At 68.3% G+C, this 22,418-nt stretch carries 16 protein-coding genes and 6 pseudogenes; 11 read left to right on the top strand and 11 right to left on the bottom strand.

Going from position 1 to position 22,418, the window contains the following annotated elements; translation table 11 throughout:
* Positions 1-344 precede the first annotated feature (344 nt).
* The 4 genes and pseudogenes from ACIRPU_RS43495 to ACIRPU_RS43480 form a co-directional block, all read left to right on the top strand.
* Positions 345-788, top strand: a complete 444-nt coding sequence (locus tag ACIRPU_RS43495) for a nuclear transport factor 2 family protein (RefSeq protein ID WP_403878520.1) — start codon at positions 345-347, stop codon at positions 786-788.
* Between the two features lie 121 nt (positions 789-909).
* Positions 910-1,902 (top strand): annotated as a pseudogene (locus ACIRPU_RS43490) (IS1380 family transposase); the annotation flags it as partial.
* 418 nt (positions 1,903-2,320) lie between these two features.
* Positions 2,321-2,799 (top strand): annotated as a pseudogene (locus ACIRPU_RS43485) (ATP-binding protein).
* A gap of 969 nt (positions 2,800-3,768) precedes the next feature.
* A pseudogene (locus ACIRPU_RS43480) lies at positions 3,769-3,903 on the top strand (helix-turn-helix domain-containing protein); the annotation flags it as partial.
* A gap of 201 nt (positions 3,904-4,104) precedes the next feature.
* Here the strand turns inward: ACIRPU_RS43480 and ACIRPU_RS43475 are convergent.
* Positions 4,105-4,785, bottom strand: a complete 681-nt coding sequence (locus tag ACIRPU_RS43475; RefSeq protein WP_403878517.1) for a response regulator — start codon at positions 4,783-4,785, stop codon at positions 4,105-4,107.
* Entirely contained in the window at positions 4,782-5,894 is a 1,113-nt protein-coding gene (locus tag ACIRPU_RS43470; protein ID WP_403878514.1) for a sensor histidine kinase, read from the bottom strand. The genes ACIRPU_RS43475 and ACIRPU_RS43470 overlap by 4 nt, the downstream gene beginning before the upstream one ends.
* Before the next feature lie 181 nt (positions 5,895-6,075).
* Here ACIRPU_RS43470 and ACIRPU_RS43465 point away from each other — a divergent pair, with 181 nt between their 5' ends.
* Complete coding sequence (locus tag ACIRPU_RS43465) at positions 6,076-6,714, top strand: hypothetical protein (protein WP_403878511.1); 639 nt, start codon at positions 6,076-6,078, stop codon at positions 6,712-6,714.
* 378 nt (positions 6,715-7,092) lie between these two features.
* Here ACIRPU_RS43465 and ACIRPU_RS43460 read toward each other — a convergent pair whose 3' ends face one another.
* Positions 7,093-7,662 carry a GNAT family N-acetyltransferase gene (locus ACIRPU_RS43460; RefSeq protein WP_403878508.1) on the bottom strand — a complete coding sequence of 190 codons (570 nt, stop codon included), beginning with the start codon at positions 7,660-7,662 and terminating at the stop codon, positions 7,093-7,095.
* Between the two features lie 124 nt (positions 7,663-7,786).
* On the opposite strand from ACIRPU_RS43460, the pseudogene ACIRPU_RS43455 reads away from it, so the two are divergent.
* Positions 7,787-8,360, top strand: a pseudogene (locus ACIRPU_RS43455) (nucleotidyl transferase AbiEii/AbiGii toxin family protein); the annotation flags it as partial.
* 591 nt (positions 8,361-8,951) lie between these two features.
* Here the strand turns inward: ACIRPU_RS43455 and ACIRPU_RS43450 are convergent.
* Positions 8,952-9,743, bottom strand: a pseudogene (locus tag ACIRPU_RS43450) (TniB family NTP-binding protein).
* Between ACIRPU_RS43450 and ACIRPU_RS43445 the strand changes: the two are divergent.
* From ACIRPU_RS43445 to ACIRPU_RS43435, 3 genes are read left to right on the top strand one after another with little or no spacing between them, the layout of a single operon-like run.
* Entirely contained in the window at positions 9,742-10,122 is a 381-nt protein-coding gene (locus ACIRPU_RS43445; RefSeq protein WP_403878523.1) for a hypothetical protein, read from the top strand. The pseudogene ACIRPU_RS43450 and the gene ACIRPU_RS43445 overlap by 2 nt on opposite strands.
* Positions 10,123-10,127: 5 nt before the next feature.
* Positions 10,128-10,379 carry a hypothetical protein gene (locus tag ACIRPU_RS43440; RefSeq protein ID WP_403878505.1) on the top strand — a complete coding sequence of 84 codons (252 nt, stop codon included), beginning with the start codon at positions 10,128-10,130 and terminating at the stop codon, positions 10,377-10,379.
* 19 nt (positions 10,380-10,398) lie between these two features.
* A complete protein-coding gene (locus ACIRPU_RS43435; protein WP_403878502.1) occupies positions 10,399-11,193 on the top strand; it encodes a hypothetical protein in 795 nt (264 codons plus the stop codon).
* Between the two features lie 92 nt (positions 11,194-11,285).
* On the opposite strand, the gene ACIRPU_RS43430 is transcribed toward ACIRPU_RS43435, so the two are convergent.
* The 6 genes and pseudogenes from ACIRPU_RS43430 to ACIRPU_RS43405 form a co-directional block, all read right to left on the bottom strand.
* A complete protein-coding gene (locus ACIRPU_RS43430) occupies positions 11,286-11,807 on the bottom strand; it encodes a nucleoside 2-deoxyribosyltransferase domain-containing protein (RefSeq protein WP_403878499.1) in 522 nt (173 codons plus the stop codon).
* Positions 11,777-12,058, bottom strand: a complete 282-nt coding sequence (locus ACIRPU_RS43425; protein ID WP_403878496.1) for a hypothetical protein — start codon at positions 12,056-12,058, stop codon at positions 11,777-11,779. Before ACIRPU_RS43425 ends, ACIRPU_RS43430 begins: the two co-directional genes overlap by 31 nt.
* Positions 12,059-12,440: 382 nt before the next feature.
* Positions 12,441-12,878, bottom strand: coding sequence for a Tat pathway signal protein (locus tag ACIRPU_RS43420; protein ID WP_403878493.1), 438 nt, complete (start codon positions 12,876-12,878; stop codon positions 12,441-12,443).
* 115 nt (positions 12,879-12,993) lie between these two features.
* Positions 12,994-13,986: a helix-turn-helix domain-containing protein gene (locus tag ACIRPU_RS43415; RefSeq protein ID WP_403878490.1), complete on the bottom strand. Its 993-nt coding sequence runs from the start codon at positions 13,984-13,986 to the stop codon at positions 12,994-12,996.
* Positions 13,987-14,125: 139 nt separating this feature from the next.
* A complete protein-coding gene (locus ACIRPU_RS43410) occupies positions 14,126-15,178 on the bottom strand; it encodes a helix-turn-helix domain-containing protein (protein WP_403878487.1) in 1,053 nt (350 codons plus the stop codon).
* Positions 15,179-15,288: 110 nt separating this feature from the next.
* Positions 15,289-16,489, bottom strand: a pseudogene (locus ACIRPU_RS43405) (helicase associated domain-containing protein); the annotation flags it as partial.
* Positions 16,490-16,555: 66 nt separating this feature from the next.
* Here ACIRPU_RS43405 and ACIRPU_RS43400 point away from each other — a divergent pair.
* Entirely contained in the window at positions 16,556-17,275 is a 720-nt protein-coding gene (locus tag ACIRPU_RS43400; RefSeq protein ID WP_403878484.1) for an IS6 family transposase, read from the top strand.
* Between the two features lie 42 nt (positions 17,276-17,317).
* On the opposite strand, the gene ACIRPU_RS43395 is transcribed toward ACIRPU_RS43400, so the two are convergent.
* Complete coding sequence (locus ACIRPU_RS43395; RefSeq protein WP_403878481.1) at positions 17,318-17,962, bottom strand: Helicase associated domain protein; 645 nt, start codon at positions 17,960-17,962, stop codon at positions 17,318-17,320.
* 2,764 nt (positions 17,963-20,726) lie between these two features.
* Between ACIRPU_RS43395 and ACIRPU_RS43390 the strand changes: the two genes are divergently transcribed.
* Positions 20,727-22,244 (top strand): hypothetical protein, encoded by a 1,518-nt coding sequence (locus ACIRPU_RS43390; protein ID WP_403878478.1) that lies wholly within the window; start codon positions 20,727-20,729, stop codon positions 22,242-22,244.
* Positions 22,245-22,418: the final 174 nt, after the last annotated feature.

Below are 22,418 nucleotides of genomic sequence, written 5' to 3'. Positions count from 1 at the left end.
CTCAACGCGTTCCAGATCGCCTTCGAGGGACGCCTGACCCCGAGCAACAACTGACCATCAACAACCAGGATCAGCCGTTAAATTGACACACCCCCGTCTACCGCTTGATCAGAGATGCGAGGAGCGCTCCTGACCTGCACAGATGGGACCTGTGGAGAGTCCTGGACGTTGCTGCGGAAGCGCACTTCTCAGATGAGGAGTGCTGACCTGTATCTGCAGGTCGCGTCCAGCGCGTCGGCCGTGGGATCAGACGGGTGAGGTGCTGCTGGTCGAGACAGTCCGCAACACCGGCTCGCATCAGGCGATAATGATCAGCTGCCTGTACGTATCACTTGGGGGGTCTTGTGAGTCTGAGTCCGCGTGAGGTGTTTCTCCGCCTTGTTCATGGGGTCGCCGACGGGAACTCAAGCGAGTTGCCTGACCTGTACGGCGAGGTTACCGATGTCCGGCATCCGATGGCGACGCCGGAGTCCGAGCCGTTGACGAGTCGGCGTGCGCTCCGGGAGCACTTCACGGTGCCGCCGGAAATGCGGGAGTCCTTGCCGAAGAGGAGTGTCGTCGATGTCGTCGTCCACGAGACCGCCGATCCTGAAGTGATCGTCGCCGAGTTCGCCTACGAGTTCACGTTGCCGGACGACTCCAGGTCCAAGGTGCCCTGCGTCTTCGTCATCCGTGTGCGGGACGGTCAGATCATCGAGTCTCGCGACTACATCGACCCGATCCGTACGTACACGGCACGCGGGGACCTCGACCGCCTCCTCGCGTCGTTGCGCAAGGGCGTTTCCTAACCTCGCGCTTTCCGAGGTGGGCTGTCCATCTGTTGATGATGAACGTAGAAAGTGCCTCTGACCAGCGAGAATGAGGATTGCTGAGATCCTTGTTCCCGCCACCGCCGGAGGCACTTTCCAGGTGAAGAAGCGTATCGGGTTCTATCCGCGTGTCCGAGCCGAGGGCGGTGGTCGCGGCGTGGTTTCGCAGGCCGGTGCGGTGCTGCTGGTCGAGACGGCCCGCAAGACCGGTCTGGATGCGGCGATGTCGGCGGCGCTTGAGCCGTGGCGCAAGCCGCGGGCGGTGCACGATCCGGGAAAGAACCTGCTCGATGTGGCGCTTGCCCTCGCGCTGGGCGGAGACGGCCTAGCCGACGTGGCCCTGTTGCGGGCTGAGCCGGCCGTGTTCGGGCCGGTGGCCTCCGCCCCGACGGTCTCTCGCCTGGTCGGACAGCTGGCCTCGGGCGGCAAGCGGGTCCTGGCCGCGCTGCGCACCGCCCGTGCCGAAGTGCGTGAACACGTCTGGCGGTTGGCCGGTGACGCGGCGCCGGATGCGGGCGGGCTTGTGATCGTGGACATCGACGGGGTCCTCGTCCTGGCGCACTCCGAGAAGCAGGACGCCGCCGCGACCTGGAAGAAGACGTTCGGGCACCACCCGCTGATGGGGTTCGTCGACCACGGCCGCGGCGGGTCTGACGAGCCGGTCCTGGGCCTGCTGCGGCCCGGCAACGCTGGCTCCAACACCGCCGCCGACCACATCGAAGCCACGAAACTGGCCCTGGCCCAGCTGCCGAAACGGCTCCGGCGCGGGCGTCAGACGCTGATCCGTACCGACTCCGGCGGCGGCACCCACGAGTTCGTCGCCTGGCTCGCCCGGCGCGGGCGCTGGCTGTCGTACTCGGTCGGGATGACCATCACCGACGCCGTCCACCAGGCCGTCCTGAAGGTCCCGGCCTCGGCCTGGACGCCGGCCGTGGAACCCGACGGCGACATCCGCGACGGCGCCTGGGTGGCCGAACTCGCCGGCGACTGCCTGACGGGCTGGCCGAAGGGCCTGCGGCTGATCGTGCGCAAGGAGCGGCCGCACCCCGGTGCCCAGTTGCGTTTCACCGACGCCGACGGCATGCGGTTGACCCTCAAACTCGCCTGCTGTCTCATCACTCACCGACAACTCGGCTCATTGTGTTAGCCCTTGTTAATCCGCCGATGTGGGGCCGCCAGGTGGAGTCATTTCTCACCTACAAAATCGCGTCCCCCAGGCATGGGGTGGAGTCAGAACTGACCTAAGCAGCTGGCCGTTGCGGTGGCGGCGCGACGGGGCTCAAGGTGACGGGCGGGCGTAAGGCGGGCGCCCTGGGGTAGGCGGGCCGTGCTGGCGGGGAAGCGGCGGAACGCCTGGGGAGGTCGACGCCGCTTCCCCGCCTACCCTCAACCGAGCTCCCACAGGCACGTACAGAGCCGGCGGGGCAGCCGACCCGATGACCGTCGTGCAATGCTGCCCGGACGCGCAGCGTGAATTTCGTGTGATGGTCATGTGGGACGGGGCGGGGCGCATGGGGCAGACCGCAGGGGATGAGGGACAGAAGACGGGAGGCTGCGGTCCGCTGGCGGCGTCGGCTGCCTATGACGGCGAGTCCTCCTGTATCGGCGCCGCGCGGCATCTGGCCACCGGCTTCCTCACCGAGGTGCAGGCCGTGCACGGGCTGCCGGTGTCGGAGCGGGCGCTGGGGATGACGCAGCTGGTGGTCAGCGAGCTGGTCACCAGCGCGGTGAAATACGCGCCAGGCCCGGTCATGCTCGATATGCAGATCGATGGCGGTGCGGTACGGGTGTCGGTGTGGGACAGCGATCCGGTCCTTCCGGACGTCGCCGCCACCGACCCGCAGCGCGTCGGGCGGCACGGCCTGGAAATCACCCTCCTGTCAGCCAGGGCTATGAGGTCCACCGTGAACCGGTCGGCAAACGCGTCACGGCGCTGATCGCGCTGGCCGACGACCCCGGCGGGAGCATCGCCGGCCGCACCGCTCCCTGAGGGCAAGGCTCGATAGCGTGACCGACGTGCATGAAGGGCTCGATCAGGGGCAGACGCATCGGATGCCGTCGTCCCCGTCTGTGCTCGCCGCCCAGGTGCGGCACGTGCTCAGCGAGGCAGGCTTCTACCTGTCGCGGAGACGGACGGCGGGATGCCGGGCCTGCGGGTGAGCGAGGTACCCGAAGGTCTGCTGGTCAGGTGGGCGGCATCCGACGAATTCACCGCGCTGGCCGCCAGCCAGCCGGGCCGTACAACGAACGACAGCATGCGGGCGGTGGTGCAGGCCACGGTGTCCGGACTTCTCATGCAGCGCGGGCACATTGTCACAGCGGCAGAGGAAGACGGGATTCTCGTTCTGTCACCCGCCGCGGCACCAACCCGGCAACGCTAGAGGCCACCCACAGACACACGCCGACAGGGCGTCCACACTGACCGGGAACCCTCCAGGTCGCCGACGCCACGCCCTGCCCTGCTCAACGAGCGTTGCGCTGATTGCGTGGGCGCTTTACCTCACTATGATCGCATCATGGTGGTGAGGAGTGATCCACGATGGCAGATCCGAACCAACCGAAGTGGCCCCCGCGCCAGAACAAGGGAACGCCGCCGCCTCCTCCTCCTCCGGGTGCCCCTGGTTTGAGCCCCCCGGATCCCTCGGGCCCGGGGAGGTCGGCTTCGACGGCGCCGCGGAACGGCCTGGGAATCGCGGCCCTGATCCTGGGCATCATCGGCCTCATCCCCGGGATCATCCCGCTCCTGTTCTGGATGGCGGGCATCTTGGGCATCGTGGCCCTGGTCCTCGGGATCATCGGCGCCCGGCTGAATATGCTCTCACCGGCAGGGTCCCCTTTGATTCGCTGGCCGTCGTGGTGCTTCTAAGTTGTCGGCGACGGCTGAAAAGTGGACCGGTAGCGGCGCTTGAAAGTTGACCCCCTCCAGGGGCCTGGCGCGTTGAGTCAGACCGGGGGAGTGGTGATCAGCGTGGAGGACTGGGCGGAGATCCGCCGGCTTCACCGGGCCGAGCAGATGCCGGTGCGGGCGATCGCAAGGAAGCTGGGGATCTCGAGAAACACCGTCCGCAGGGCGATCGCGGACGACGCGCCGCCGTCCGCACCGATCCACCAACTGCTCTGCAAGAAGACGAACCAGAACGGTGTCACATGAGGAGACCCGTCCGGACGCACGGACACACCGAGATGTTCTTCTCCTGGGCCGGGCGATTGCGAACAGCGACCACAGCCAGAAACACGGGGTCACTCATGCGCCCATCCCACCCGCACTTCTGGCAGAACGTCTCGGGCATGCGCCCTACTCCCGTGGGACTGGGCCGGCCAGACCGTTTTCCCAGGCCCAGGCGGCGATGCCCACCCGGTTGCGGGCCTTCAGCTTCGCCTGGACGTTCGCGATGTGGGTCTTGGCCGTGCCCGCTGAGATGAAGAGTTTCTCACCGATCTCGGCGTTGGTGAGGCCCTCGGCGACCAGCCGGGCAATCTCATGCTCCCGGGCGGTGAGAGGCGACAGAGCCGTGGGCGCTGCTGGGGCGGGGGCAGGGGCGAGGGTCTGGAGCAGGCGGACCGTGATCTGGGGGCTGATGAGGATGTCCCCGGCCATCGCGGCTCTGACACCCTCGATCAGCAGTCCGGGGCCCGAGCGCTTGAGCAGGAACCCGCAGGCGCCGTCGTGCAGTGCCGTGCGTACGTAGTCGTCGTGGTCGAAGGTGGTGACGACGAGGACATGCATCGGGTTGGGTACGTCCGGACCGGCGAGGCGGCGGGTGAGTTCGAGGCCGTTCAGGACCGGCATGCGGATGTCGGCGAGGATCAGGTCTGGGCTCAGGGTGCGGGCGAGGTGGACGGCGGTGAGGCCGTCCGCCGCCTCGCCGACCACGGTCATGTCGGGCTGCGAGCCAAGAATCAGGCGGAAGCCGCTGCGTACGTCCTCCTGATCGTCGGCGATCAGGATGCGGGTCGGGCCGAGGGGCGTCGTCATGAGGTCTCTTCCGGAAGCGTGGCAGGGAGGATGGCGATGAGCTGCCAGCCGCCGTCGCCGTGCGGCCCCGCCGAGAGGGTTCCGCCGAGGGCCTGGGCGTGCTCGGTGAGTGCGGGGAGACCGAGGCCGCCCCGCCAGGCGCGGCGGCGGACCGGGGCAGGGCGGGCGCCGCGGTCATTGGTGACCCGGATCTCCACGGTGGTGGCGGTGGGGGTGAACGTGACTGTGGCGCGGGGGGCGTCGGGGGCGTGCCGGCGGATGTTGGTCAGCGCCTCGACGACGATGCGGTACGCGGCGGAGCCCGCCTCGCGGGAGAGCGCATGCGTGGCCAAAGGAGGCAGGTCCAGATGCGCTTCGGTGGCTCCCGCTGAAGTGAAGTCCGCTATCAGCGAGGGCAGTTGGGACACGCCGGGGAGCGGCTCGGTGGCGGGTGCCTCCCGACCGTGCAGCATCTGTACGGTCCGGTCCATCGCGGCCAGGGCGCTCAGGCCCGCCTTTTCGATGCGTTCCAGGGCGAGCACCGTATAGGAGGGGTCGGCGGAGGCGACGAAGCGGGCCGCCTGGGCTTGGACGACGATCCCGCTGATGTCATGGGCGACGAAGTCGTGCAGGTCGCGGGACAGCTGAAGACGCTGAGCGCTGCGGGCCTCGGCCACCGCGCTCCGGCGACGCAGTTCCTGGCGGCGGGGGTAGGCGCCGGCCACCAACGCGCCGGCTACGGGAAGCAGCCAGAAGGTGGCGATTCCGATGGATTCCAGGAAGGACTCACCGTCGACCAGCGGCAGCGGCCAAAGGGTCACCGCAAGGGCGGTCAGCGGGAGGGCCGACTTGAGTTCGCGCAGGGGTGACCAGCGGGTGACCACGGCCAGAAGGAGCAGCAGGACGGCGGTCTCCGCCAGCTTCCAGCCGGAGCCCAAACCAGCCTCCGGCAGAACGAAGCTGGTGGTCAGGGAGAGAACCGCGCAGACCGTGGTCGGGCGGGCGAGGCGGCCGAGCCGTTGACGAACCGCGGCACGGGGGCGGGCAACGGCCCACACCAGCGTGCCCGCGGCCGCGAGCGACGGCAGAGCGCCAAACACCCTGACGACCGGGCCGGTTGATTCCCACATGGTGATCAGCGTACGGATGTGCGATGTGGCGGGGCTCTCTGCCGAACGGCATAGGAGGGCCGGGCGGCGGCGCGATCTTTGTGCCGATCGGCGGATGGGGTCGACGCGCACCAGGGGTGAAGCTTGAGCCGTTCAACCGACCACGGCAATGCAAACACCCCGCAAAGAAAAGGAGTTCATCATGCGCAACGCCACAATCGGCGCTACAGCAGCCATCGTCCTCGCCGGGCTGGTAGCTGCCGGGCCCGCTCCTGCAGCCCCGGCTGCGTCCGTCGAGAAGAAGCCGGCGAGGACCGCGAGCGTCCATGGGGAAGCGCGAATCTCCTACATCGAGTCGATCAACGACGACATCCGCTTCACCATCCATGCCGAACAGACGCCGTTCACCCGGCCGGTGCCCCCCAAGGCTCCTGAGGGACTGTCCACAGATGCCCGGGGCACACTGAAGTTCTCCCATACCCTCCGGGGCGGAGCCACGGGGTGGGCGGAGGCCCAGGTGGACTGCCTGGTCACCAGCGGCCGGACGGCGACCCTGACCGCAGTCGTAACGAAGTCGAACGTCGAGGAGATCGGCGCCCGGCTGGGCATTAGCGTTCAGCAGGGTGGGAAGGGCGAGCCGGACCGGCTCGGCTTCTCCTGGGGAGTGGTGAACGTCGACCCCGAGCACGTCGACGAGAACGGCCAGCCCGTCAGGCCGCAGGCCGGTACGTGCATGGCCCCCGCACCGTTCACGACCGTGATCAAGGGCGGCTTCAAGGTGGTCCACGCGGAGATCACCAAGTCTCCCGCGCAGCCCGAGGCGGCGATCCGCCGTGGCTGACACCCTGGCCGCCGGGACGCCCGTACCGGCCGCGCTGCAGGTCCCCCGTTCCATCCGCCTGGCGGCGCACGCCGCCGGGTGGACCCGCACAGGACGACGATCGACGGGCGCGGCGGGATGGTGTCAGCAGTCATGGGCAGCCTCCCTGTTGGTGAGGGTGAGAGCAGGCGCCGTCACAGCCAGTCCGGGGAGCCGGGCAGTTAGTCGTGGTCGGTTGGTTCGGGTCATGCCCACCCAGGGCGTGCAGCCCCCGCACCCGACCTGGTCACGCCAGCGGTGACAAGGTGTAAGGCTCTTGCCGCAACGGGTGCTAGCTGCGACGACGCCAGATCAAGTACACGATCCCAGAGCCGGAGAACCAGCCGGGCAGCGTCGGGCTCAATCGCCTGATCGACTACCAAGATCCGCGGCCAGCGCCGCGTAGATGTACTCGCTGCCCCAGCGATCCCCGTCGAGGTCGTTCTCGACCAGGTGCGCCTCCCGGCGCATCCCGAGGCGCTCACAGACCCGCACAGACCCGGTGTTCTCCACATCCAGCCGTGCGTAGAGCCGGTGCACGCCCAGCGTGTCGAAGGCCAACTTGGCCAGCGCCGCGGCCGCCTCGGTCGCGTAGCCGTGCCCCTCGTGACGTGGGTGGAGAGTCCAGCCGATCTCGGCCTGGGCGGCGCGGGCATCGGCCAGGGTGAGGCTCACCTCGCCGAGGACGCCGGGCTCATCGCGTCGGCAGACAGCGAGCGCCAGCTTGTCCCCGTCGGCGCGCCAGGCCGTCTGCGCCGCGCGCTCGGCGGCAACCTGCTCGCTGCGCTCACGCGTGTGCGCCGGCCGGTACAAGTAGCGCGCCACGCTCGGCAGGCTCTGGTAGGCGTACAGGCCGTCGGCGTCGCCGGGAGTGAACAGACGCAGAGACAACCGGGCCGTAGTCAACGGCAGCAGCGAGGCGACGTCCATGCGGACCTCCGGGACGCGGATGTGGATCAAGATACGGGCTGATTTTCGCATCACGACTGTCCGGCAGCCACGCCTTCTCACAGCAGCGCCCGACAAGCCCCACTCCACCACGAGGCGCGGCACGCACCGGCTAGTCGACCGTCCCAGTCAGGATCTCGACGTCGCCACCGAGAACCCCGCACCGATGGCCGACATCGCCACGGCCCTTCGTGACGGGCTGCAAGCACGAGACTGGCACGTGCGGTTGCTCGAGACCGCTCCGCTGTCGGCCCGCTTCACGATCACCGACCCCGCCACCGGGGAAGAGTGCGAGGTCGACATCCTCAGGAATCTTCTGGCGTCCCGTCGCGCAGAGCCGCTACGGCCCCGTCCTCGCAGAAGAAGACGTGATCGGCACCAAGGTCCGTGCGCTCGGCGACCGCGGCGCCCCTCGTGACCTGATCGACGTGTTCGAGGCCTCCCGGCGCTGGAACACCGCCGAACTCGAGGAATTCGGCCGACGTCACGCCCGCGGGCGCTTCGACCGCCAGGACCTCCAGGCCAACCTCGCGGGTGCCGTCTGGACCGACGACGAGGCATTCGCCGCATACGGCCTCGACGCGGCCACCATCACCGCCCTACACCGCTGGGCAGTGGCCTGGGCCGACGATCTCGCAGCCCGCATTCTCGAGGAAGCCGACGAGCCGGACCTCGACTGAGTGCCGGTGGTCTTCAGTAACCTGCCCGACGGTCATAAACCGACCATGGCAGCCCGGCCCCGGTCAGCGAAGTGCGAGTCCGGCGTGCGGCGGGCCCGTTGCAAGGCGGCGATACGAGCGTGTGGGCGGCGTCCGCATGACTGCGGTGCAGGACCGCGCAACCGGGCACTGGGTGTCCGGCCACAATCGCGGCAGTCTCGGGACGAGCCGGTCGCGTGGCCGGTCGCGGTGATGACGTCCCCCTGCCCGGCCAACTACGGCTCGGCCTGAACGACATGCTCCGGGCGGCCGCGCCGAGAAGACGTACAAGCTGCCGGCCTACGACGGGCAGCTCCCCTGATAACGCTCGGAGGGGGGTTTGTTGGTGTGCCGAGTGCTTGCTGGCTTGGGGTGTTGTGGTTTCGCTGAGAAGTCGAGTGGGCGGTTAGGTCGGGGTGGGCGGGGGTCTGAGCTGGGGTTGTGTGTTCTGTGTGGAGGGTGGCGGGGTGTGTTGTAGGTAGTTCTAGCGCGTAATGGCTCGTTTGGTGTTTTTGCTGGTGCGCGCTGTTTTGCCTGGTGGGCGGGTGGGCGGGTGGGCGGGTGGGTGGGGGGTTAGCGGGTGCGGGGGCGGTGGTGGGTTTCTGCGAGGTGGTCGAGTTGTACCGCGTCGAGGGCAGCTTTGGTGAGGCGTTCGGTGCCGTCGTGGATGGCGGTGATGGCTACTTGGCGGATGAGCCTTGTGAGAGATCCGATGCGGCCGGCGGTGCGCTGGTGGAGGTAGGCGGCGTGCCGGGGGAGGACGCCGGGTTTGTGCTGGTGGAGGTCGAGGGCGTTGTCGATGTCGGTGATGACGTCGCGGAAGGGTTCGCGGGTGCCGTGGCGGGCGGGGAGGGGGCCGCAGGTGATGAGGGTGGCGCGTCCGGCGATCTGGGCGCCGCGGGTGCCGCTGAACAGGGGTGTGTCGGTGACGTTGATGCCGGCGTAGACGAACGTGGCGGGGAGGCGTTCGGTGAGGTCTTTGAGGAGGTCGGCGGTTTGGGCGCCGGTGGTGGTGCGGGGGTTGAGGCGGTGGATTTCGTCGATGAGGACGAGTCGGACACCGGCTTGGGTGTAGGTGTGGCAGACGGCGTCGGTGATCTGGGTCTAGGTCATGCGGGTGGTGGTGGGGATGCCGAGGTAGCGGGCGAATTCGGTGATGAGGGTTTTCGCGGTGGCGCCGGGCGGGACCAGGACGTATGCGACGGGGACTGCGGCGTGTGCTGTTGCGGGCGGGGGCGGGTTTTTGCGGGTGTGGGCGAGGTGGCAGGCGCGGCCGACGTGGAGGAGGGCGGTGCCGATGCCGTGAGCGCTGGTGTCCTTACCGAGGACCAGGCCGTGGTCGGGCACAGCCTCACCCCGGACTATGTGCGCTGGCAGACCGGCCGCAACCGCGAGCAGCTCGGGCGCGAGCGGCTGGACCTGGTCCTGCTGCACAACCCGGAGCGCGCCCACCCCTGGCGACCGCCTGGCCCTGCACCACGCGATGCGGGAGGCGTTCGTCGTCCTCGAGGAAGCCGTGGCAGCCGGGCGCGTGGCCGGGTACGGCGTCGCCACGTGGGCGGGCCTGGAGGAGGAAGCGTTCACGGTGGAGGAACTGCTCGCCCTGGCCACCGAAGCCGCCGGCGGACACCACCACCTGGCCGCCGTCCAGCTGCCGGTCAGCCTGGTGATGATGGCGCCGATCGTCCAGGCCCTGGACGGCCGGGGGCCGTGCCGCTCCCGGCCGCAGTCGGGGCGGGGCTGAGGGTGATGGCGTCGGCGCCGCTGCACGGCGGTGAGCTCCCCGGCATGGTCGACCAGGAGCTCGCCGACCTCATCCGGCCGGGCCTGACCCCCGCACAGGCGTGTGTTCTGGCGGTCGCTTCATGCCCAGGAGCGACGGACGTCCTTCTGGCTGCCTCCGGTGCGTCACACTGGAGTCAGGCGGCCGACGCCGTCGCCCAACCCTCCCTGACCGCCGCCAAGTTACGGGAGATCACTGGTGTATTCGCCGCCTCCTGACCCGGACACCGGACAGCGCATGCGCGCCCACCACGCCCGCGCCGCCCAGGCTCTGGACGTACGAGTCGAGCCGGGCGGGGAGTTCTGGGGGTGGGCCGGGCGCACCCTGGGTGCCCCGGCCCGCACCGCCACCGGCCAACCGGCATGGCTGCGGCTCGTGTCCGCCTTGGAGGACAAGGCCTCGGGGAAGCTGTGGGACGGCGCCCTGGATGCCCAGCACGCCTTCGGTGACCTCGACAGGCACCGGCCCGCCCTCCTGGCCGTCCACGACGCCGTCGACGACGGCACCGCCTACCGGGCGGAGCTGTCCGTCCGCGTCGACCAGCCGGTCCTGTCCGACGACCCGGTCCTCCAGCGCGACCTCCAGCTGCCGGACTCCTGGTGGGCCGACCTCACCGGGGCGCTGGAGAAGGTGGCGGCCGTCGACACCGGCCGCGTCGCCGTACGACAGCAGTACATGGACCGGGCCATCCCCGAGTTCGTCGGTATCCCGGCCCCGGTCGCGCCCTGCTGGACCACTGCCCATGCTGACGTGCACTGGGCGAACCTCTGTGCCCCGCTGAGGATCTTGGACTGGGAGGGCTGGGGCCGTGCTCCGGAGGGGTTCGATGCCGCCACGCTCTACGCCTACTCGCTGCTCCAGGAGGACGTCGCCGCCCGCGTCCGCGACGCCTTCCCCGTCCTGGGCAGCCCGGCCGGCCTCGCCGCCGAAGCGACCGTGTGCGCCCAACTGCTGCAGACCGTGAGCCGCGGCGACAACCTCACCCTCGCCGACCCGCTCCGAGACTGGTCCGAGGAACTGCGCCGCCGCTGACGGCCCCTACGAAGGTGGGCGCTGAGCCCAGCTGGTCACCCCTGGGAGCTGACGTCAGGGGCGTGGCAGAGAAGTCTTGCCGCGGCTCGTTCTCACCCTGCGACCGGAGCTGCTGCGTCTCCTCGATGAGCATGCGCACCGGCCGCCACCGCGGCCGCGCGCACCGTCGCCGAAAGGGAGTCGAGCACGGTGACGTCGGGCCGGGCACGCGCGAGCTGGGCGACGACGTCGCGCCGGCGCTCGTACTGCGGATGCGCGCCGACCACGAGCACGGCGTCACCGCGTGCGGCATGGAAACCGAGCTCGTACAGCACGACCGGCTGGACCGTTTCCGCGCAGAACCAGACGAGGATCACGTCGGCCCGCCGCAGGGCGGCGTACTCCCAACCGACCTGGCCGTCGTGCGCCCGGGGATCATCCTGCGGGAACGAGGCACGGCGCGGGTTGAGGACAGTCGCCTCGCAGCAAAGTTCCTCCAGCTGCCGGACCGCGTCCCGCTGCCAGTCGGGACATCCCGTGATACCGCCCGCGACGAACAGCGCGGTACCCGGATTCTCGAACTCGCCCGGGGCTTCGACGTACTTCATGCCGTGGCCGTCCAGCGCGCGGGGCACACGGCCGCCTCGAACGTCGCGCCAGGCGTGAGCCTCCGGTACGCCCAGCCGTCCGGGAGACGTGGACTGCCACCGGCGTCCAGTTCGAGCGGCACACTCGCGTACTCGGTACAGGTCCCGGAGCCGGCGGGGTGGTGGCACCGGACCGCGAGCCGGCCGTCACCGCCCCTGGGCCGACGGCCTGTGAGGACCCAGACAGCCGCGGCAGCGGCGAGACCGGCGACCACGGCGACGGCAAGCGGAAAGCTCATGGCCGCAGCGTACGGAGTGCGTGAGATGTGTCGGCTTCGTGTCAGTGGGAGTGTGTCAGTCACGGTTGAGCAGGGAAACGGTGTTCCTGCTGGTCGTCGGCCTGTGGCTGGAGCTTGCCACTGACACGACGGTGGTACTTCGCGACCTTGCGGCTGTCATGGGTCGGTACATTCCCAGCTGGCTCACTGCCACGAAGACGGCACATCTCACCTTCGTCCAGATTCAACGGCGACTGCTACGGGTGACCCCGGACGTCGTCCCCGCACCGATGCCGTCGAGCACCAGCAGCCGACCTCCGTCGCTCGCGTCGCCGCCACGCGGGAACGGCAGGACGTTGCGCTGCGCGAACGCGCCCTGGCCGTAGCCCGCTCCCCTAACCTGTCAAACCATCACACACGACGACGCGTCACCAACGAAGCAGACCCACAGCCGCACGTCGCGGACGCTGTACCCCTGCGAATTGGCGTAGCCGGGAGTGTCGTTGGCACCGTTGCTGTCCGAACCGAGCTTGGTGTAGCTGTGCCAGTTCCAGGATCCGTTCTCCCACTTGTAGTACGTGGTGTAGAGCCCCGCGCCCTTGTTGTCGGAGCAGTTGTCCCAGATCGTGAAGTTCCAGCTCGTGTCGAAGACCTCGTAACCGCCGGCCGTTCCGACCTGCCACCAGTTGTAGTCGCCGTACACGGACGCACAGCCGTCGGACGTCTGCTGGTAGTAAGTGGCCGCCTGCGCCTGGCCGGAGAAGGCCACCACGATACCGGCGGCGGCAGCCGCGACCGCCAGCTTCCTCCGGGCCCCGCTGAACGAAAAGCGTCGCGTCATGGTCATCCCCTGAGATCCGTGACTGTCTCCCCGTGAGTGAACGGGGAGCGGTGAATGCACATGATGCTTGACATGTTCATAGAGTTGTTGGCATTGCGTGCCCGGCTGTTGGCACTCAGCGCACTGTCGGCATTCCGCTGTGCTGGCTCTGCTGCCGGTGGTCACGCGGTGTGGTGCCGTACAGCGTCTTGAAGGCGCGGCTGAAGGATGTGGGCTCCGGGAATCCCCAGCGTGCGGCGATGGCGCTGATGGACCGGGCGTCGAGGCGGGGGTCGGCCAGGTCGCGGTGGATGTGTTCCAGTCTGCTGCGGCGTATGCCGTCGGCGATCGTCGTCGCCTGGCCCCGGTAGAGCCGGTGGAGGTAGCGGACGGAGATCTGGTGGGCGGCGGCGATGGAGGCCGGCGTGAGGCCGGGATCCGCGAGGTGTTGCTGGATGAACGCGTTGATCCGGGTGCGCAGGACGGTTTGCTGCGTTTCGGTCGGCAGGAGATTCTCGGTCCGGGCGGCCTGGGCGAGCATGGCGCTGAGCAGGTCCAGTGTGACGCGTGCGAGGCGGGGCGCGTCGCATTCCTCGTACTGGGGTGCGTGGTTCATCAGGTCGGTGAGGTAATGGCGGAAGAGCGCGCCGATGCCTGTCTGTCCCTGAATGCGGGTCAGGGTGAGCCGGTCGAGGGTGTTGGAGTGCAGGGGCAGTCTGTCCCGGGGTATCTGCACGATCAGTGAGGAGACGTCGGGGCGGTCACGGGCGGCGGTTTGGGCCTGGCAGGGCCGGGAGGAGTCGTAGAGCACCAGATCACCCTCGCCCACTTCGACGTGTCGGCCCGATTGGCTGAGCCCGGCCTCTCCGCGGACGGTGAGCCACAGCTGGAACACCTCGGGGTCACTCTGTCGGATCTGTGCCGGGGTTCGGCGCGCGTCGAGGGGCGGGTAGCTTTGCGCGAAGGTCTGGATGTCGCCCAGGTGCAGTGCCTGGGAGCTGGCGAGGAAGTCATCCAGGTGATCGCTGGCCATCGTGGTGCGAAAGTGGTCCCGGGAGACTATTGAATGCCAGTAGTCGAATCGTTCGGTTCCCGACAGATGTTCCGTCGAAAACGCCGTCCAGATCATTTGTCCCGTCAGTCCTTTCTCCTGAGGGCCCCAGTTCCCGCAGCCCCGTCCAGGGACGCCCGGCAGGTGCCCCGATTCACCCAAATCATCCGACCGCGAAATGCAGGATCAGACAGTCGAATGCATGCTGGCCTGCGGGTCAGCGATATTCTTTCTGCTGTCTGGGCATCAGATCGCCTGGCCGCTTGGATGCCCGGAGTTGGCGGTCGGTGGACTGTTGGCTGTGGAGTGCCTCTTGTCGGTAGGTGCTCGGTGGGATTCCGTAGGCCCTGCGGAATGCGCGGGTGAATTCCGAGGCGTGGACGAAGCCCCAGCGTGCGGCCAGGAAGCCGATGGGCTTGTCAGCCAGTTGCAGATCGGCGAGGTCCCGGCGGCAGCCCTCCAGGCGCTGCTGCCGGATCCACGCGCTTACGGTGACACCCTGCGCCTGGAACAGCTTGTGCAGGTACCGCACGGAGATGTGGTGGGAGGCGGCGATGGCGGCGGGCGACAACTGCGGGTCACCGAGGTTGCGTTCGATGAAGGAGTGGATGCCGGCCATGAGCGCGTGGTGGCGGCTCTCGGGCGGAACGCCGTCTTCGGTGTCCGTGTGGTGCGCGAGGAACGCGGTGATCAGGTCCACGGTGAGCCCGCCCAGACGTATGGCGTCCTGCGGCCGACATGCGTGGGACCCAGGTGCCAGGCGGATCAAGAACTGTGACAGGAGGGACCCCATACCGCTGTCGCCCGGCAACGGCGCCCCGAGGAGGCGGTCCACCTTCGCCGCAGGGAGAGGAATCGCCGTACGGGGCACGTTCACGACGATCCCCTCGACTGCACCGCCGTCTTCGGGGAAGGCCGAGGCGTCGCTCGGGTGCGAGCTGTCGTACAGCAACAGATCCCCGGCCCCAACCGACGCGTCCCGCCGGCAGTGGGAGATGCTCTGCCGGCCTCTCAGTGTCAGGGCCAGGTGGTACAGCTCGGGGTCGGAGCGCCGCACCAGCGCCGACGTGCGACGCGAGCGCAATGACGGATAGGACAGCACCGACACCTGAGCGGCCCCGAGGTCCAGCAGCCGGAAGCAGGCGCAGAAGTCGTCGGCGTGGTCGCTGGTGATCTCCGTGGGCGTGAACGTCTGCGACGTCATCTCCCGCCACCACGCGAAGCGATCGGCTACCGGTAAATCCTCACTGCGCAACACGGTCTCGATCACGTGACCACCCCCCCTCCCATCATGTCCTCATCAAGCCATCGAAGGGTAGGGCGGCCGGCTCTGTGTGTGTACGGAGCGAAAGACCATGACGGACTGGGTGTCCGTCATGCTCACTCGACTCCCAGCTCCGCGAGGGCAGCGCACTGTTCCTGTGTGAGCTTGTCTCGCCTCGATTTGGTGTTCGATACCCATACACCGAGCTTCACGAGCACCGTTTCCGTCTGGCCATCGACCACGATCTGTTCAGCGTGGCCGCGCGGTACAGGCCGGTGGGCGCCTTCCCGTTCCACCCACTGTGCGAGGGCCGCCAAGCCTCACTGGAACGCCTGCTGCGCCTTGCTCGGGCCCTTCCGCACGCTTGGTGGCAGGGGCCGGAGACGGCGCCTCAAGCGGCTGCACCCCCAGCCTGGATAGCCGCTCTTGCTGCTCGGTGGACAGCTGCGCCCAGGTGCCCGGCTTCCGCTGCTGCTGGAGCCATCGACCGATGTCGTCGCCGTCCATGAGTACGCAGGGTGCGATGTCGGGCAGGCTGCCGTCGGCGTCGACCAGGTCGGCGAGTACGCGGTAGTGGCGTTGCCAGTCCAGCGGCCACGGGCAGTCCCAGTCGGGGTCGATCGCGGTGAGCTGTGCCGCGCGCACGTCGGCCCGCTCGGGGTCCTTGCCCAGGCCGTTCTTCGCTCCCTTTCGGCGGAGGTTGGCCATGTGCTGTCCGATGGGCACCATCGCCTCGCCTTCGCCCCACATGGCGTCCTGGCGTGGAGCGAGGTGCCCGGTGGCCTGCCGGTAAGACCGGAGCGCGGCGAGCTTGTTCTCCCATGCCTCTTCGCCCGGCTCCCAGACCATCCCGGCCTCCGGGGCGTCCAGCAGCTCCTTGCGGTGGGGATCGAGCTCGCCGGCGCGCAGCGTCTTGCGCTGCTGGTGCACCCACCGCCCAAGGGGAAAGTCCTTCGTCACGCCGACTTCGACCTCGACGTCGTAGGAAACGGCGTAGAGCCCGGTGATCTTGTTTTCCTTCCGCCATCGGAGCAGGGCTTGGTAGCCCTCGAGCCAGACCAGGGACTCGGGCCGGTAGACGAGGGTGCGCAGGAAGGCCGCGATGGTCGCCGCGTCGCGCGGGCTGGAGAAGTGGAGCAGCGCCGACTCGACCGCACCATCGGTGTTGTCGTGCTCCTGGTCCTCGCCGTCGCCCTCGCCGCCGGCGGCTCCGACGATCTGGCCGTCTTCGTCTCGCCGGATGTGCACCTTGCGTTTGCCGCTGGTGAGGGCTCGGGAGGCGAGTTGCTCGACGAGTCGTTCGTCATGACTGCGGAGGGCGCTGTCACGTTGACTGACCGGGTGCGATGATCTTCTGGTTGATCACGCTGGGAGGGGTCGTCCGTGAGGAGCGCGTCGCCGTCGTACAGGGGGCACCGGTACCCGGTCGAGGTGATCTCCCACTGCGTGTGGCTGTACTTCCGCTTCCCGCTCAGCTTCCGCGAGGTCGAGGAGCTGATGCTCGAGCGCGGCGTGATCGTCTCCTACGAGACAGTGCGCCGCTGGTGCGCCAAGTTCGGCCAGGCCTACGCGAACGGACTGCGCCGCCGCCGGCCCCGGCCCGGGGACAAGTGGCACCTGGACGAGGTGTTCGTCAGGATCAACGGGGAGCTGAAGTACCTGTGGCGGGCTGTCGACCAGGACGGCAACGTACTCGACATCCTCGTCCAGAACTGGCGGGACAAGGCCGCCGCCCGACGCTTCTTCCGCAGGCTGATGAAGAAGACCCGGTCAGTGCCGCGGGTGGTCATCACGGACAAGCTCCGCTCCTACGGCACGGCCCACCGTGAGGTCATGCCCTTGGTCGAGCACCGTTCCCACAAGGGACTGAACAACCGGGCGGAGAACAGCCACCAGCCCACCAGACAGCGTGAACGCGCGATGAAAGGCTTCCGCAGCGTGGGCGCCGCCCAGCGGTTCCTGTCCGCGTTGAGCGGCATCTCACCCCACTTCCGGCCCCATCGCCACCTGGTGGCCGCCGCCGACCACCGAGCCGAGATGACCATCCGCTTCGCCATCTGGGACCAGATCACCAGTGCTGCCAGCCGGCCCGCCACGGCCTGAACACAGGCCCGGACCGCGGGCCCACCACGCCCCGACGCACCATCAGACAGTCACGCACCCAACAACGTGACAACGCCCCCCGCGGGCGTAGAACCTCCTGGCGTCGGCGGTCCACTGCCCGAGCGGGAACCCGGCGAGCGAGGCTGGCCACCCCTCGCCTTCCGTCTCCTGGTCTTCGACGGCGGGCACGCGGAACGTGAACGGCACCTTCAAGTCGCCGTGCTCGCGGGCGTAGATGACGGCGGCCTCCACGCCGCGCCGCCAGTGCTCGTGCTCCGGGTTGAGGACACGCAGGTTGATGATGACGCCCCCGGGGCCCTCCCCGCTCCCGCCCGTGCTCTTCCCGCTCTCGTCCTTGCTGACGGGCTTGTAGCGGCTCGGTGCCTGCTGCTCCGCGAGGGTCTCCACGATCCTGGCGTCGTGCGCCCGCAGCGCCTCCAAGAGCTTGGCCAGCCCGCCGAAGGCCCGGGAGGTGAGCATGTTGTCCGCCGTCTCGCCCAGCCCGAGCAGCACCGGCCCGAGCAGCACCGGCACGACCAGCGACGCCATCTTCCCCTCGCCCGGCTGCATCCGCAGCGCCCGGCCGACCGCCTGGACCAGGTCCGGCATGGAGCCCCGCACATCCGCCCAGTAGACGGAGTCGCAGTTCTTGGTGTCGACCGCTTCCCCGAGCACCTTCCCGAGCACAGGAAGCACTTCTCCACGACCGTGTCGTCCGTGGTGATCCCAGCGGCGAACTCGCCCAGCAGACGCCGCCGGTGCAGCGGCTTGTGGTCCCCGCACAGCCAGTCCGCCCAGATCGTGGCCGGGTACAGCTCGGGGTCGCTGGCGTGCAGCTGCGCGGCGACATCGGGGAGCCCGGCCGCGAAGGCTTCGGCCTCCTTGACGACGTGGTGGAAGACCAGCGTGCGGCTAAAGCCCTCCTCCGCTGACGCCTTCACCAGCGCGGTCTGCAGAGCGGCCATCCGGGCCCCGCGGACCTCAGCCGACCGGCCCTCAGCGCCCAAGAGCTGCGCGGCCTGGAGCGCGGTGTCAGTGACGTCCACGCATACGACCTGGTAGGGGGCACAAATTCCCCGATCGATGGCCTCCGAGAGGGTCAAAGTGAACGCCCTGCTACCGAACGGGCCGTTGGGGTCGTCGTCCATGCTCGCGACCAGCTCGCCGGGTGCGCCGGCCTCGTCCTTGTCCCCGAGCTGCCACAGCCGTGGCATGGCCGTCATGTACAGACGGCGCAGGGACGGGATCTTCTGGTTGTCGTGAACGACCGCCCACGGCTTCCCGATCCGGCCCGAAACCCGGTGGGCCTCGTCCACGACGATCAGGTCCCAAGCCGCCAAACCCGCAGCGTGCGCCCGCTCCAGCGTGCCCAGACCGAGGCTGGCGTACGTGGCGTACACGGTCACCTTGTCCAGGCCCCGCGTCCACTCCACCAGCTCGTACACGTGCGTTCGAAGCCCTCGCTCAGGCACAAGTGATCTTGCAGGCAATTCGAGAGCACGCAGGACCGCGTCAATGGCTTCTCGCTGGGCCGCCCTCGGCATTCGTGACGAGGATTCTAGGGGGCCCGCCGCGGCGGCGACGTTCGATGTTTCGCGTAGGCGTTGAACGGGTGGTGGGTGCCCCACCGTCTTGCCACGTGGGACACCCACAAGTGCTGGTTGTCTAATCCCAGCAGCCTCTACGCAAACGCACCGGCCTCACACGTCATGAGTGTAGCGAGCGCTCCGAGAGCAGCTGCGGCGACGGCCTCACCCAGCCATGGAGACAGTGCGATGATCGCGATGATGATGCGGAACCAACTGCGTCGCGTTGGCTGACCACAGAGAGAATTTCGTAACATGACACCTTTCCTTCGCCTGTGTTGCGAGTGAGGGTCCGGCCAGACTTGTTACGAAGTATGGCAAGGTTGTAGCAGCCACCCCCCGGTGATCGCTAGACAACCGCATATTTCGCCTTGGGAATTATCGAGATCGGTTTCAACTCGTTCTCCGCAGGCACCGGCAGTCCCACACGCCACTCGCCCAAGTGCGTTGCTGCCCTCCGGAGTTTCCGCATCGGGTTCCTGAAGCCGTACCGGCGGCACGGCTGCGCCCTCCGGGGCGAATGGCGTGGCGACTCGTAGAGTGCCGGCCCGGCCCGCACTGTTCAATGACATGAGGCGTGGTCCTGGTGCGCGGCCAGCAGCTGGCTCTCGCCGCCGGTCGCCGTGGAGGCCGTCCGGACGGGGCCCCCGACGGACTGCCGCGCAAGGAGATTGACCCGTGCACCGTCGGCGACCAGGAGCAGGGCGAACAGCCAGGCGACCAGGAAGCCGATGGAGTACAGGAAGCCGGCGCAGATCGATCTTTACGGCCCCCCCCGCAGATGAAGCAGCAAGGAGGGCCTATGAGAATGCGGCCTACGGCATCGAGGAACAATTCGTGAACTACTTCAACGGAAAGCTGAAGTGATGGGTGATCGACAGGCTTGGCTAAAGTTGCTAGCCGCTGCTCGCGACTCTGGTGAGATCAACCGCATCTCATGTCAGAATTGTGGTCGATCCGAATTGAAGATTCGTTACATCGTCGACAGCGAGAGTCGAATCGGCTATGCCTTGTTCTGGTGCGAGGCGTGCCTGCACGGTGTCACAGTGTCGCGTGTACGTGCTCCAGAAGGAATTCTGACGTATGCCCTTGACGATCCGACGTCGGCCGAAGGCGTACCAGAATTCATTCATCTGGAGTGAGGGCCTTGCGGATTTCCGAGGTGCGCATTACGCAGATCAGCCCTAACGGCACTTCGTAGCATTCCGTGCGCCCGATGCCTACCTACCTGTCTCAGGAGGGCATCGGGCGCGCGGCTGTCCAGCCATCTGTAGTACCGAGTTCGACAACGCGGCGTGCCGCAGGAGCTCTGCCCAGCCTGGACACCGACCGGCCGCGCCGCGGTCCTCACCTGGTACCAAAAGCCCCGACCGTGGCCCTGGTGCGCAGCGGATACTGGCCTCCATAGTTGATTTACGAAGCTCAGCAGGGGATGGCGGCACTGACCCGCTGGGGTTGTTAGCCGGCTTTGAGGTCACCGGTGGGGGTGATCTCGATGGTGCGTTTGAGCTTGTTGCCATGGGTCCAGTCCAGGGCGCGGTCGTATTGGAGACGTACGACGACGATGCCGCGGTCGATACCGGTCTGACGGGACGAAGGTTTCGATCTTGGTGAAGGGGGTGGGACGTTGCGCGAGGCACCGGTAGACGGCAGCGTGCTCGGGCGAGCATCTTCTCCGGTCGCCTCTCGGTAGCCCGTCGTTGCTCCCAATCGCCCCAGTCGCACGGTTCGTTGGCTGTGACTGAGCGCTTCAGTTGGCGGGTTTCGCCAAATACCGCGCTCAGGATGTGCCCAGGTGCCGCCGACAACTCGTCGAGGTCGAAATCCAGGAGCCATTCGGTCACGGGCCAGGCAGGATGCCCCCTGTGAACCATGTCCTGTGCGGGCTCGCTGCCAATGCGGCCCTGCCGTCCGCGCTGGTCGACCGGCTGACCGCGGTCGCGGACGCCGGCATCGCCGCAGACCTCGCTCATCGGGCGGACCTCAGTCATGCGCAGGCGCTTGAGCTGGCCTCACGCGTTGAGGAGAGCGCTGTGTGGTTGGCGTACGCGGGGCGGCTGACTGTCGCCGACGTCGATCCCGTGGCACAGCCGCGCGTTGCACTCGCTCTGCTCGACGAGCGTGCCGGCAGCCCGGAGTGGGCGCGTCTCCTCGCGGCAGATCCGGTCGTCGAGCGCCGGGAGAAGCTGGCCGCCTGCTCCGCCCTTCCGCCCGATGTGGTGGAGACGCTCGCCGCGGACTCGGACGTACGGGTCGTGGCGGAGCTCGCCTTGTGGACGACGCCGGAAGTAGCCGCCAGGCTTGCGGGGCATCCGCATGCCGAGGTCCGCCGGGCGGTGGCGGCCAACGAGGCGACGCCCCCGGCCGTACTGGCGGCGCTGCTCACCGGGGAGGGGCTGCCTCCGGCGCGGTGGTGCCTGGTCTGCGACCGAGAAGAGACCCCTTTCGTACACGTTCCGCAATGTCCGCGGCTCGACTGCGATCTGCTGCCGGGCGCCTCCTGCGACGGCTCCCACGAGTCCACCATGCACGACATGCAGCAAATGGCACTGCGGAACCCGGCCACACCCACCGAAGCCGTCGTCAGCTTCGTGGACCATCCTTCGCTGCTGCTGCGCTGGGCGCTCGCCGCCCGCCCCGACCTGCCGTCGCAGGTGTGCGGACAGCTCGCCGTGGATCCCCACCCCGGAGTCCGAGCCGACCTCGCCGAGAATCCAGCGATCGACGACGCCCTGGTCCGCGTACTGGCCAGCGACCGTGACCACGACGTGCGGCGCAGGCTCGCCCACAACCCCCACGTGCCGCTCGACGTGCTCACCCACTTGGCCGGGGCTGCCAAGATCGGCGCCACCCTGCTGCCGCGGATCGCCGCCGCCTCCCCCGACGAGGTCAAGGAGCTGGCCCAGTCGCCGAACCCGGCCGCGCGGATGCTCCTGGCCCAACGACGCGATCTGCCGCCCGCGATACGCGACGCGCTGGCCGCCGACCCCGACGCGAAAGTGGTCAAGTCCATCGCGCCGCACCCGGGCCTGTCCGAAGCCCAACTGCGCGCCATGCTTGACCGGCACGGAGTCCGGGTCGCCGCCAAGGTGGCAGTCAACCCGGACGCGACTCCGGCGCTGCTGGAGGACCTGGCCCGGCACGAACCATCGGTACAGAAAGCGTTCCGCGAGGTGGCCCGGCATCGCAATGCGACGGCCCCGGCGTTGCTCGCCTGCCTGGCTGACAATCAGGCGAGGCCCATAGCCGCCCGCCATCCGGCCCTCCCCCCGCCGGTCATCGTAGAGCTGCTCACCGACACCGACTGGCAGGTGGTGGAAGCGGCGGCCGCCAACCCGTCGCTGCCGCTCGCCGTGATGTCGGATCTGGTGCCCCAGCTGTAATTACCCTGCCCACCAACTGAACGCTCGGCCCCGCCAGCTCAAGCGCTAACCCGCCAACTGAAGCGCTCAGCCACAGAGGGGGGGTGTGTCAATTTAACGGCTGATCCTGGTTGTTGATGGTCAGTTGTTGCTCGGGGTCAGGCGTCCCTCGAAGGCGATCTGGAACGCGTTGAG

The sequence above is a fragment of the Streptomyces sp. NPDC102259 genome, assembly GCF_044766465.1.
In the GTDB taxonomy this organism is placed as follows: domain Bacteria; phylum Actinomycetota; class Actinomycetes; order Streptomycetales; family Streptomycetaceae; genus Streptomyces.
The sequence above is the reverse complement of the archived record's forward strand: the minus strand, read 5'-3'. Positions and strand labels throughout refer to the sequence as shown.